12 protein-coding genes are annotated in these 12,740 nt (G+C 45.5%); 6 read left to right on the top strand and 6 right to left on the bottom strand.

Features of this window, described 5'->3' with window-relative positions:
• Together SIN01_RS05875 and SIN01_RS05870 are read left to right on the top strand one after the other, a co-directional pair.
• Positions 1-750 (top strand): sirohydrochlorin chelatase, encoded by a 750-nt coding sequence (locus SIN01_RS05875; protein ID WP_010023392.1) that lies wholly within the window; start codon positions 1-3, stop codon positions 748-750.
• Positions 728-1,354 carry a precorrin-2 dehydrogenase/sirohydrochlorin ferrochelatase family protein gene (locus tag SIN01_RS05870; RefSeq protein WP_010023391.1) on the top strand — a complete coding sequence of 209 codons (627 nt, stop codon included), beginning with the start codon at positions 728-730 and terminating at the stop codon, positions 1,352-1,354. The genes SIN01_RS05875 and SIN01_RS05870 overlap by 23 nt, the downstream gene beginning before the upstream one ends.
• Positions 1,355-1,573: 219 nt before the next feature.
• On the opposite strand, the gene SIN01_RS05865 is transcribed toward SIN01_RS05870, so the two are convergent.
• Positions 1,574-3,085 carry an AMP-binding protein gene (locus SIN01_RS05865; RefSeq protein ID WP_010023390.1) on the bottom strand — a complete coding sequence of 504 codons (1,512 nt, stop codon included), beginning with the start codon at positions 3,083-3,085 and terminating at the stop codon, positions 1,574-1,576.
• A 316-nt stretch (positions 3,086-3,401) separates the two neighbouring features.
• On the opposite strand from SIN01_RS05865, the gene SIN01_RS05860 reads away from it, so the two are divergent.
• The 3 genes from SIN01_RS05860 (at position 3,402) to SIN01_RS05850 (ending at position 5,614) form a co-directional block, all read left to right on the top strand.
• Positions 3,402-4,670 (top strand): hypothetical protein, encoded by a 1,269-nt coding sequence (locus SIN01_RS05860; RefSeq protein ID WP_010023389.1) that lies wholly within the window; start codon positions 3,402-3,404, stop codon positions 4,668-4,670.
• Between the two features lie 59 nt (positions 4,671-4,729).
• Positions 4,730-4,921 carry a hypothetical protein gene (locus SIN01_RS05855; RefSeq protein ID WP_010023387.1) on the top strand — a complete coding sequence of 64 codons (192 nt, stop codon included), beginning with the start codon at positions 4,730-4,732 and terminating at the stop codon, positions 4,919-4,921.
• A 99-nt stretch (positions 4,922-5,020) separates the two neighbouring features.
• Positions 5,021-5,614 carry a C39 family peptidase gene (locus SIN01_RS05850; RefSeq protein ID WP_010023385.1) on the top strand — a complete coding sequence of 198 codons (594 nt, stop codon included), beginning with the start codon at positions 5,021-5,023 and terminating at the stop codon, positions 5,612-5,614.
• 212 nt (positions 5,615-5,826) lie between these two features.
• Here the strand turns inward: SIN01_RS05850 and SIN01_RS05845 are convergent, their stop codons facing one another.
• From SIN01_RS05845 to SIN01_RS05825, 5 genes are all read right to left on the bottom strand, one after another.
• Complete coding sequence (locus SIN01_RS05845; protein WP_010023384.1) at positions 5,827-6,681, bottom strand: Cof-type HAD-IIB family hydrolase; 855 nt, start codon at positions 6,679-6,681, stop codon at positions 5,827-5,829.
• Between the two features lie 42 nt (positions 6,682-6,723).
• The gene (locus tag SIN01_RS05840; protein ID WP_010023382.1) at positions 6,724-7,227 is read right to left on the bottom strand and encodes a PTS sugar transporter subunit IIA; all 504 of its coding nucleotides are present in this window, start codon (positions 7,225-7,227) and stop codon (positions 6,724-6,726) included.
• Positions 7,228-7,644: 417 nt separating this feature from the next.
• Positions 7,645-8,142 carry a hypothetical protein gene (locus SIN01_RS05835; protein WP_010025523.1) on the bottom strand — a complete coding sequence of 166 codons (498 nt, stop codon included), beginning with the start codon at positions 8,140-8,142 and terminating at the stop codon, positions 7,645-7,647.
• Complete coding sequence (locus SIN01_RS05830; protein WP_010025521.1) at positions 8,139-8,924, bottom strand: MurR/RpiR family transcriptional regulator; 786 nt, start codon at positions 8,922-8,924, stop codon at positions 8,139-8,141. The genes SIN01_RS05835 and SIN01_RS05830 overlap by 4 nt, the downstream gene beginning before the upstream one ends.
• Before the next feature lie 191 nt (positions 8,925-9,115).
• Entirely contained in the window at positions 9,116-10,477 is a 1,362-nt protein-coding gene (locus SIN01_RS05825) for a 6-phospho-alpha-glucosidase (RefSeq protein ID WP_218027776.1), read from the bottom strand.
• A 496-nt stretch (positions 10,478-10,973) separates the two neighbouring features.
• On the opposite strand from SIN01_RS05825, the gene SIN01_RS05820 reads away from it, so the two are divergent.
• A complete protein-coding gene (locus SIN01_RS05820) occupies positions 10,974-12,566 on the top strand; it encodes an alpha-glucoside-specific PTS transporter subunit IIBC (protein WP_010025519.1) in 1,593 nt (530 codons plus the stop codon).
• Positions 12,567-12,740 lie beyond the last annotated feature (174 nt).

Below are 12,740 nucleotides of genomic sequence, written 5' to 3'. Positions count from 1 at the left end.
ATGCTTGCTGTGCTGTACGTTAGCCATGGAACACGCATTCATGAAGGCGTAAAGCAGGCGAATCAGTTTCTTTCGTCATGCATGAAACAAGTCGATGCACCGATTCAACGGGTCTGCTATCTCGAGATTGTTCAGCCCGGGATTTTGGACGGCATCCGCCAATGCATCGCAGCCGGCGCAGAAGTGGTCCTGGTTCAGCCGCTCTTGTTATTGACGGCAGGTCACGCTAAGCGAGATATTCCCAGAGTCATCAAACAAGCAGAGCACCTTTATCCCGATGTGCGATTTATCTATGGCCGGCCATTCGGTGTCGATGAAAGGATCGTGTCGCTCTTAATTGAACGGCTGCATGAGCAGCAAGACCCTCTGCCTCAGGGTTCGGCAATTCTGCTTGTCGGCAGGGGCTCCAGTGATCCCGATACAAAACGCAATTTTGCCCAGATTCGTCATCTGCTGCATCAGAAAGGCATGGAGTCGGTGACTCTCTGTTATATGGCCGCTGCCAAACCAACCTTTGACGAAGGACTCGACCAAGTCATTCGTGAGCAGTGGCGGCATGTCTATGTCATTCCTTATCTGCTTTTCAGCGGTGTTTTAATGAAAACGATCTATCGGTCAATTGATGTAAAAAACAAGGCTGGTGCATCGATCACTCTGTGTCGGCCGCTCGGTTATCACCCGAATCTGATTCAATTAATGAAAAAAAGGGTTGAGGAGTCGCTTCACCATGTATTATCCGATTATGCTTGACATTAGGGGAAGAAAAGCAGTTGTGGCGGGAGGCGGTCAGGTCGCCTGCCGAAAAATTAAAGCCTTGATCGATGCGGGCGCTACGGTTACGGTCATCAGTGTTCACGGATCTGAGCAGTTGAAAAAGTGGTCGGAAACAGGACAAATTCACTGGTTGAGGCGCGCATGGAAACGAAATGATGCCGAAGCAGCCTTTATAGTCTTTGCGGCAACCGATGATCGTGAAGTGAACAAGCAAATTGCTGAACAGACCAGATCAAGTCAACTTGTCAACAACATTGATCGGTATGAAGAAGGAAATTTTGTACTTCCGGCGGTATTTCACAGAGGAAGATTGACACTTGCCGTATCAACAGGCGGAGCGAGTCCGCTGCTCGCTCGACGAATTCGGGATGAAGCGGCTGGGCGGCTGAATGATCAAACCGAAGACTATCTCGAGTTTCTGTTTCAGATGCGTCAGGAAATTAAACGAAAGGTTACCCGTCCGGCTGATAAGACCCTCTGTCTGCGCAACCTGCTTGACCGCAAATATAGAGAGAAGCAAATCCGGGAACAAACCTTGCATCATATCGATACATTTATCAAGGAAAGCCTATTCCAATAAAAAGTGTTGTAAAGCAATACGAAAACATATCCTATACCCGCATTATCCATGCAGAGACTCGGCGACGATGCTCTGTTTTTTATAGAAAAAAAGTATAGGAGTTTGGCTGACTTCAAACGTTAACTTGCCTAAAATGAAAACCAATGTCTTGAAACCAAAAAAAGAGCCCTGACTTGCAAGAGTGATTGTCTTGTAAGTGAGGACCGCTCTGTCGATCGTTTAATTGTTTTGTTTTGCCCAATTTTCCATCTTCCAGTAGTTGGCTTTTCCACTGCCGAGGAGCGGGATTTCATCAACGGTTTCAATGCTCGAAGGCATGTAGAGCATCGACATCTTCTTGCTTTTGATGAACTTTTTGAACTCGCGTGTGGAGACCTTGGCCTTGGTGGTGAATAGAATGATTTGTTCGCCTTTTCGTTTATCCGGGATACTGACGGCGTAAAAGTCGGAACTCCCGTAGCATCCCATTGCCAGTTCCTCCACCTTATTAAGTGAAATCATCTCGCCGGCAATTTTTGCAAAGCGCTTCAGACGGGCAATGATGTGGATAAATCCATCGTCATCAATATGCGCGATATCGCCGGTATTGTACCATTCGCCGCATGGCACGAAACCTTTGCCGTGAATCAGATACCCTTTCATCACGTTCGGCCCTTTCAGCATCAGGTTGCCGCCTTCCTCGACGCCTTCCACTTTGGCAATCTTTGCTTCCATGAGCGGAACCAGTGTGCCAACCGTGCCTTCTTTGACATGTTCCGGTGTGTTGAGCGAGATAATCGGCGATGTTTCGGTTGCTCCATAACCTTCCAGAATCGTGATACCAAACTTTTTCTTATATGTTTCGCGGACATCTTCTTTCAACATTTCCGCACCGGCGACAACAATACGCAGCGTTTTAAACTGTTTCTTGGTGGCGAATTTGGCGTAATTGGCGAAGAATGTGTTGGTCGCAACAAATAAGGTGCTCTTATCTTTGTAGATCGCCTTCGGAATGTCGCGAAAATTCAGTGGTGACGGATAGAGGAACGCTTTCATATTAAGAATAAACGGTAGAACCGCGCCGACGGTCATGCCGAACGAGTGAAACAGCGGCAGCGGGTTGAAAATCCGATCATCCTCACTGAGTTCAATATGTTCCTTGACTTGCATAATGTTTGCATAAATATTGCGATGGGTCAGGACGACGCCCTTTGGTTTTGATTCGGTGCCTGAGGTAAACAAGATGACCTCCGACATCTCTCGTTTCTTCAGTCCGGCAACGCGTGCCTCGACCAAACCGGAGATTTTATGCATTGTCGAAATCCCAGCCTTCAAATCCTCAAGATAGATAATCTTAACTTCTTTTTCCATCTCTTCAAGAACATAACCGAGATCAGCCTTTTTGATGAATTCGCGTGAAGTCATCACGGTTTTCAAGGAAGCCGTTTGAATGCAGTCAATGATGTTCCGCGCGCCCATTGTAAAATTCAACAGGCACGGCTGCTGCTCATTTTTGAAGAGCGCGAACAGAACAATCGCCTGAGGCACAACATTTGGAAGGAAAAGACCGATGCGTTTCTCATCATCAACGACTTCACGAATCTTCTTGCTCATAATGTTGGCGGCAATCAGAAACTTCTTATAGGTAAATTTATTTTGCGTATCCTCAATGATCACTTTCTTCGGATGCAGCTTCGCTTGCTTTACCATCTCATCAAACAGGTTCACATTATCAGGTATTTGCAACGTCAAAAACAGTCACTCCCAGATCAATAACAATTTAGTCTTCATTCATCTATTCCCTTTTTCAGAAATATGAAGCAGGAACGCGCCGTCTTTCATGCGTCTTAGAAACGATGAATAACACAAAATGAATAAACTATGGCTCATTCTTTTTTATAGCGTGATTCCAATCAAAAAGCAAGAACGAGAACCGCTACCATTTTACTACGTCTAGTGTTTACAAATAGTTTCAAAGATAAACAATCACCCGTTACCTGAGGACCATCCCAGCATGCCTTGTGTATGGTATCATGAATAAAAAGTGTTTCGCTGAAGGGGTGAGGGGATGGATACACGAACCAGGGCGCTCATTGATTTTGTGCAAGAAAAGTTCGGACTGGATCAGTATGTGTTAAAAACGCATCAATTTTACCGGCAAGTTACTCTTTTTAATGAGACGGTCTACAGTCTGTCAATGGAGTGGCTGCCCAATCATGCAGCGGGTTCTGATGAGGACTTAAACCCTGCCGGAACAGCGGTTGCCGAGATAGACGTCACGACAAGAAAAATCAAGAGCATCATCTTTGTCGAGGATCACTCTTTCGCAAATGGAATCGGCTTTGACAGCCGAGATCATAAAGCGATCATTAACTGGGTTGAAAAAGAAACTGGGCTTACTTACGGACGTCACTTTCAATTGGAAAAGGAAGAGAAAGGGCATCTCTATTTCTATGAATGCATCGATGGCATCAAGCTGTTTCCACCAGGTGATCTAGAAATTCAATGGGATGCGGCGGGACGTTTACTCACATTCACGAACAATACGAGGCACCCGGATAAGACTCAAATAAAGAAGGAGGTCTATGCGCTTAATCTTGAAAAACTGGGGAATCTAGCAAAAAAACAGCTATCCTTCTTCAACGCACCAATGGTCGAGCATGAAAAAATGGTGCCGCTTTATGCAGTTGAAGAAACGTTTGTTTCCAATACGGAGCAGGAGATTATTCCTTATCAGAGCGTGCTGCTCGAGAAACCATACATTGCACGCAATCAAGTGATGTTCTGGGAAGCACCGTATGCAGGAAAGGCGTTCGAAGAAAAAGAAATTCAGCTCACCGAAACGATTACAAGCGAGCAAGCATTCTCCGGGGAACCGAGTCCGGATGCGCAGCGAATGACATTGTCCGAACAAGAACGTTGCGTCACATCCGTACAGGCGTTTTTAAGTCAGAAGTATCCCGATGATTCTGGGAAATGGACGCTAAAACAGATCTATCGGGATAAAGGATACATTCACGCAGTGCTCAGACGCACGCAGCAATCCGGTTTCATCCTTCAAAGAAAACTAGTCATCTTTTTAGACCGATTGAGCCTTTCTGTCTGCAATTTTATCGACAATAAGCTCATGATTGATTCAATTATGGGATTTCAACCATCTGCAGGGAGGACGCTTACAAAAGAGCAAGCCTATGAGAAGCTTGCACCGCTGCTGGAGCTTGAGCCCTATTACGTCTGCGATCGGAACGCACATCAATTTATGCTTTGCGGAAAATTAGACTGCCGGTGTGGTGTGGATGCATCAAACGGCAAAGTCTTCACACTAGATGCGCTTTAAATTGAATCACGTCATCTTTTAATTGAATTTTGAAAAACAAACACGAGGGGACAAGACTTTTGGACACAATAAAAACGGCACTGAAAGCACTTATTTTTTATTTGATACTGCTTACAATCGGCGATCTTCTGTTTGGTTTTCGAACGCATATTGCCTATTACAATCTATTTAGGCCGGTAAACTGGCTTTTGTTCGCCGCGCTGCTCTATTTCTTTTTGTTTCCAGTAAAAGGGAAAGATTCTACAGAATAATTTAGCGTTGCACGAAGCGTTTCGATCGAGACGCGATGAATCGATCATTTCAATGAAATTCTCAAAGAATCGATAGGTACAGATAAGGAAGTGACCATTATGAATCAATTGGATGTACCCTTAATCAAACAAAGACCGGAACTACCGACCGGTTGCGAGGCGGTTGCCTTAACCATGGCACTGCACTACTACGGCATTAACGTGGATAAAGAAAAAATTGTGGCACAAATGCCGCGGGATGCGACCCCATTAACGCGAGATGAGAAGGGAACGATCAAGACTTGGGGCGATCCGGAAGCTGGTTTTGTCGGCGATCCGTACGGTGATGGCATAACCATCAATCCGAATCCTTTGAAGCAGGTGCTCGACCAATACCGGAGCGGTGGGGTGGCACTCTATGGGGCAGACTTCAGCGTAATCGAAGACTATGTGAACCGCGGTAAGCCGGTGCTTGTCTGGTTTACGATTTCACACGAAATGCCGATTCTCAGATATTGGTACACACCCGCAGGCAAAAGTATCTTCGCACCGAGACCGTTGCACTGCATTGTTGTCACCGGATCTGATGGCCATTCTGTTTATTTCAATGACTGTGAATCCACAGAACGGAGCGGCAAAGATGTTACCGTGGAACGAAAGAAATTTATTAAAATATATGATGCTATGGGTCGCAGAGCACTTGTGGTGAACTAAACCGGATTATCATGATCACGTATTCTCGAAAGTGATCCGATTATTGCACGAACCGGCCTGAATGTGGTAACGGGATGATTAACAGAGCTGCAAAATTCGATAGCTGTGCCAAATCCGGTCTGTGTAAAATTCTTGGGTCATTGAAAAATTCAATTAATAAAATGGAAAACGACCATTCACTGAGTTTGCGAGTGGCCGTTTTCCATTTTGCTTTAATACAATTCCAGCTGATTCTTCAGACTATAGGCGACGCCGTGATGATTGCAATCGAGCGTGACAAAAGAGCTGATTTCTTTGATCGAGGCAATGGCATTGCCCATGGCAACTCGTGTTGCAGCCGCATGAAACATGGGCAGATCGTTATCACTGTCTCCAATGACAATGGTATCCTTCTGATTGATCCCATAATGCTTGGCTAGCTGGTGAATGCCCTTGCCCTTGTCGCTTTTACTTGAGTTGAACTCCAACGTATAACCGAGTGAATAGGTGCACGACAAATCTGCTTGGTCAACAAACTGTTCCCTAAGCTCAGCAAGAACATGCTTATTAAAGGAAAAAAAGAGCAATTTATAAACCGCGTGACCACTGCGGATGAGCGAACGGATCTCTGAACGTGGCTGCCAGCCTGCTTGAGCAAACTGCACCTCCGCTCGTGCCCATGCCTTTTGCGCGCTTTCCTTTGACAGCCGCTTATCGCTCGCGTCCAGTTCTTCGCGGATAATCTGCTTTCCATCGAAAGGAATTAGCAAATGATGGGCGGTTGTCGCTTCATAGTAGAGGCGATGGTTTTCCGCGTACGCAATCAATTGTTCGGCAGTTTCTTGGGATAGGGGCGTCTCGCTTAGCAATTGGCCGCTGTGATCAAAAATGGTTGCCCCATTTGATGCAATCACCGGCAGGCTTACGCGTCCGCCAAGCATTGCCTGAACATCCATGACTGCCCGCCCGGTTGCAATCGCAACAAGATGATGTTCGGACGCCGCGGAAAGTGCATTCATGTTTTCGTCACTGATTCGATGATCCTTGTTCAATAGCGTTCCGTCCAGATCAATCGCGACTAGCTTCACAGTAACACTCCTCATTATTTTTCTGATGCATGGCTGAGCTTTTTACTTAAGTGTCGATGTAAAGAGTACGGATTCCCCGGCTTTGACCTGGGTTAATTCCGACCATTCAAAGGAAAATTTATCTTCAGCCGTATTCGTAATCACAATCGGAACAACGATCCCTTTTCCTTGCTTGCTGATGAAATCAAAATCGACTTTCATCACCGGTTGGCCGACCTTGACTTTATCGCCGACCTTGACCAGATTTTCAAAGCCCTCACCATTGAGCTCTACCGTGTCTAGTCCGATGTGCACAAGAATTTCTTCACCCAACTTCGAACGAATGCCAAATGCGTGTTTGGTTGACGCGAGTTGAATGACTTCGCCGTCAATCGGTGCGACGACGGTATGTGTGCGAATATCCGGAGTAACCGCCATCCCTTCACCCATCATTTTTTCAGAGAAAACCGGATCCGGAACATCCGTGACCATCTGTGACTGACCCGAAATGGGTGCATAAACCTTTTCTTCTTTAACCGTTTGCTTTTGAAATAATTTACCAAACATATCAATCACTCCTTATAAAGTAAAAAATGTATCTAATTTTTTGACAGAACCAAAAGGGTTGTGAATCCAACGCACCGCCGCCCAGACTCCCGAGCAGCTGAAGTGTCGAAAGCAGCACCGTGAAAATACACATCCACACATCACAGCGGGAGGATCGGACTTTGCTCAGTTTCCCTTACAAAATCTGAAAGCCTATGATGTTGAATGCTCGGGACATACACCATTCCTCCAACAAATCAATTCTTAAGACACGTAAGCGCGAGACGCCCGCGGGAACCGCGAGCCAGGGGAGACCCCGCAGGTAATGGCATGTCTGAGGAGGCTCCCGGATCGCCCGCGGCAAGCGAGCAGCTGAAGTGTCGAAAGCAGCACCGTGAAAATACAAATCCACACATCACAGCGGGAGTAAGGACTGGACTAAGCAAAAAAGGTCAGCCGGATCAAGGCGAAACTGCAAAACAGAGAAAGAAGGATCAATCCTGCTGCTGATGCTGAATAAAGGCGGTAGTGCAGCAGATTACGACGATTAAATCCATCGCTCAGACGCGCCTCTGAATGCAGCATGACAAAAGCGGACATGATAGCGATTACAATATTGCCAACCAGAAGTTGACTGATTGAAAAGAGAACCAAGAGCGCATACGTATAGTTCCTGCCCTGCGCATGGCTAAATTCTTGTGTCAGCCGGAACAGGAGGTACCCCCACAGCAGGTTCAGCATAACTGCGAGAAACATTACCGAATAGAGCGGATGGGTGAGCAAGAGTGTTTGAAAATCGGTCTTGCTTCGTACCATCGTCAAAAGAAGATAGGCAATGTAAAGGAAAGGCAGAACCAAAGTAAAAGCAGTCAGATAACCATACAACTTTTTAAACGACAGGTGAATCATCAGCAAGTTTCGGATTCTCTGCTTCATTTCATATCACCATCCTTAGTCGAGATTTGTTTGACGTAATCAAAAAAGAATGCTTCACAAAGGACTGATAATGCAGCTAAAGACGTCGGATCCTCCGAGACATGCATCGTCTTATGAATCGGGTAATCGGTTGCAAGAAAATAGAGATTGTACGGTACAAGATTTGCTAATTCATTGCGATCAAACCGTGTATTGGTAATGGAGAGTATCGGAACACGCTTTACACTGAGAAAACGAACGATTTTGATAATATCTGAGATATCGCCGCTCAGTGAAATAATAATTAAAAGATCCTCTTCATTGAGATAGGGAACAATCATTTCCAATTCACGCTTGGCTGCCAGATTGTGGATCATTTTCCCGCTGTTTAGAAAATTACGCTCCAGTTCACTGATTGCATTGCGCTGCGCCCACCCGGTTCCATAAGCGAAGATATTCTTTGCTGATTGTATTTTTTTGTAAATGGGCACTAAATCGGTTTTCTTGAATAGGTCTATAGTCTTTTGGATGTTTGTGAGTGTCGTCTCAATATAATCCATGGCGTGCTTCATGTCAGGCTCCAAATCATTTTTTAAGGAATACTTAAATTCACTGAAACCGGAGAAACCGAGTTTCTGAGCTGTGCGCAGAATAGAAGATTTTGAGATTTTACAGCTCTTCGCCAGCTCTGTAATGCTTTGTGCTGCACATTCTTTTTTATGATCAATAATGTAATGCAGCGTGGAAAGATCCGTTTCGTTCAGTTGGTCGTAATTCTTGTTGATCAGCATCTCAAGTTTCATGGTCGTGATCCTTGTCTCCTTGGAACCGTCGCTGTTGCCTGTTAAGTTCCTTATAATGAGCGGGGATCGAAGTGGACGTTAAATGTTAACGTTTTCAATGAAAGGAAAACGGTTAACATTTGTCCCTGATACGCGAATACCCTGCTAATTAGAATCATAGCAGGGTATTCGAAAATTGACAATGATCGGATTTAACTTAAACTAAGCTCGAGTTCTTTAACCTTCGCGTCTTTTTTCAATTCCGGCCAGAAGTCCTTGTTTGCTTCAACGAGGTCATCAAGGATCTTCTTCGCTACGGCTGCATCGGGAACCGTGTGTGACAGTGTGAGTGCCTGCCACAGTTTCAGATAGGAATGTTCCACCCAAGCGTCTACAGCGAGTTTCTCGACGGCAACTTGCTGTTCCAATAGGCCCTTTTGGAAACGTGGAATGTCGCCCATAGCCAAGCGTTCCGGACCATTTGCACCAACAACGCAAGGCACTTCGACCATTGCCGTTGGTTCAAAGTTGGCGACGGCACCGTTATTTTCAACAATGACCAACATCCGTTCATGCGTGTTGTAAGCAATCGCCCGTGACAAGTCAACAATGTAGTTTGAGTGATCGTCCGGTTCGAATTTCAATCCTTCAATGGACTGAGACTTGGCAATTCTGCGGCATTCACTGAAGACAAATTTTTCACGACCTTCTCGCACTTCATCGGTACGTGTATGGTTCGGGTCCATGTGTTCCGCTTCAAATTTTGTGTACAGATAATATTGAAGGTATGTGTTCGGGAAACGGTCCGGATCAAGGGCAAAGGTGTTTTTTGCCATGCCGAATGTTGCCTTCCAGCTGGGTTCTTCGTTCATCCCCGGAAGCAAGTAGCCGTGTTCGGCAATATAGTCGCGGATCTTCGGCATGAGATCATTGCCTTGTTTGTCACGCACCGCGGTCCACCAGCCAAAGTGGTTCAAGCCGAAATAGCGAACTTCCAAATCATTATAATAGTTGAGACCGGCAAGTTTCGCCATCCGTTCCTGAATACCGACCGGCATATCGCAAATGTTCAGGATTTTCGAATTTGGTTTCAGGCGGCGCGTTGCTTCGGCAACAATTGAAGCCGGATTCGAGTAGTTGAGCATCCAAGCGTTCGGTGAATACTTTTCCATGTAATTGGCGATTTCCAGCACGCCGCCAATGGAGCGAAGGCCATAAGCAATTCCGCCGGGGCCGCAGGTTTCTTGACCAATCACACCGTATTTTAATGGGATTTTTTCATCTTTATCGCGCATCGCGTATTTGCCGACACGGATTTGCGCCATAACGAAATCGACATCGGTAAACCCTTCTTCCGGATCGGTCGTAGCGACAAAGTTGATGTCCGGAGCCTTTTCGCGAAGAATGACTTCACATGCATCGGCAATCACTTTTTGACGTGCGCCGTCGTTGTCGTAAAGTTTTAACTGACGGATTGGGAAACGATCCAAATGTTTCAGCAGAGTCATAACAATTCCAGGGGTATAGGTACTTCCTCCGCCAGCAATGACGATTGAAAACTTTTTCATGGTAATCCCTCCATTGTAATGTTTCTTATTGGGTTTCTGTTTCTGATTCTCTTTCGTCTACACCCCTCATGTTACACGTTTTTGAAGCGGTTACAATACGTTTTGCATGATTAGGGAAAGCGCTTTTCTTTCTGGATAAAGTTACTTCAACTGGGAATTTTCTCACCGGTGACAACCGGTCATGTTACGTTTCGTTTATTCTCATGTATAGGTAAGACCTGAAGCACATGTTTTATCTCATTAAACACTGTGTGAAAATCATTGATGAATAAAAGTGCTCCTGCGATCGACCATTCATACACTGGGCTTTAGACGGTTATGAATGCTGCGCAGAAGTTTGTGACAATTCCCAACTCTTGGACCCTTTCTCTTTAACAATGATCTGTTCCCCATTTAACGAAACAATATTGAAAACGTTTACATTTATATTATGATTAAAGGGTTCAGAATCTTATTGATTATCGCTGTGTGGAATTCATAACCTTATTAGGAGGCGGTTCAAATGATGCAAAAAGTTCAACGGTTTGGCGGGGCAATGTTTACGCCCGTGTTGTTGTTTGCTTTTTCAGGATTAATCCTGGCACTATCAATCATGCTGACCAATCCAATGATCGTTGGCGGCATTGCGGATACAAGTACGTTTTGGTATAAATTTTGGACGATTATTCAAAATGGTGGCTGGACAGTCTTCAATCAAATGGAATTATTGTTCGTTGTCGGATTGCCGATTGGTTTAGCAAAAGAAGCCAACGGCCGGGCGGCAATGGAGTCCATCGTTGTTTATTTGACGTTCAATTATTTTGTCAGTACGATTCTCGGATTTTGGGGGAAGACGTTTGGCATCAACTTTAATGTTGATCCGACTCAGGTGCAAGGGACCGGCTTGAAAATGATTGCCGGAATCAAGACATTAGATACAAGTGTGCTTGGCGCTATTGTCCTTTCGGCAATCGTTGTCTGGCTGCACAATCGCTACTTTAATGTGAAGCTTCCGGAATGGCTCGGCGTTTTCCAAGGGTCGACATTTGTTGTGATGCTTGGTTTTTTCGTGATGCTTCCCGTTTCTTTATTGGCTTGTTGGCTGTGGCCGATGGTCCAACATGGCATTTCATCACTACAAGTATTCATGGCTTCATCCGGCGTCATTGGTGTTTTTATCTACAGTTTTCTTGAACGTGTGCTGATTCCGACAGGTCTGCATCACTTTATCTATCTTCCGTTCATGTATGGGCCGGCAGTAACTCCAGACGGTATTATTAAGGCCTGGCTTACCAATATGCAAAGTTTCGCTGAATCAACGAAACCGCTAAAAGAGTTGTTCCCAGCCGGCGGGTTTGCACTGTTTGGTAATGATAAGATTTGGCCGCCGATTGGCATCGCCGCTGCATTCTATGTCACTGCGAAACCGGAGAAAAGAAAAAAAGTGCTCGCTCTGCTTATTCCTGCGGTGCTAACGGCGATTATGGCAGGAATTACCGAACCGTTTGAATTTACGTTCTTGTTTGCGGCTCCGGTGCTGTTCATCGTTCACGCATTGCTGTGCGGAATCATGGATGCGGCGATGTATTTCTTCGGTGTAGTTGGCAGCATGGACAGCGGGCTCATTGATATGGCAACAAAGAACTGGATTCCGTTGTTTGCCAATCACTGGACGACTTATGTAACTCAATGGATCATTGGCTTGATCTTCATCGTCATCTACTTTTTCTTGTTCCGCTTCCTTATTGTTAAGTTCAATTTTGCGACACCGGGTCGTGAGGCCGATGATGAGGAAACGCAGCTTTACACCAAAGCGGATTATAAGAATAAAAAAGCAGGCGACAAAGCAGCAGGTACCAATCGATACATGGAATCCGCTGCCGTCTATCTTGACGCGCTTGGCGGTTTCGACAACATTCAAGACGTCACGAACTGTGCAACGCGGCTTCGTGTAACCGTTAAAGATGAGGCTCTCGTTCAGCCGGATGCGGCATTCAAAGCGGGTGGCGCGCACGGTGTTGTTCGACATGGAAAAGCGTTCCAAGTTATTGTTGGCCTTTCTGTGCCACAGGTTCGCGAAGAATTTGAGAAGCTCATGAAAAAAGGCATTCAATAATCAATCAATGAGTGGGCTAAAACCGTTCATTCTTGTGCAACATCTTGTCGCAACGATAGCGGCAAGATGTTTTTCTTTTACACTGGTAAGATAGTATAGAATTTGCCATGTATTTAAACCAATAAAACAGTGTCATGGCTGAGCATCAACGCGCAGATGCTCGGGCCGCCCGCG

Source organism: Sporolactobacillus inulinus (genome assembly GCF_006539285.1).
Lineage (GTDB): Bacteria > Bacillota > Bacilli > Bacillales > Sporolactobacillaceae > Sporolactobacillus > Sporolactobacillus inulinus.
The sequence above is the reverse complement of the archived record's forward strand: the minus strand, read 5'-3'. Positions and strand labels throughout refer to the sequence as shown.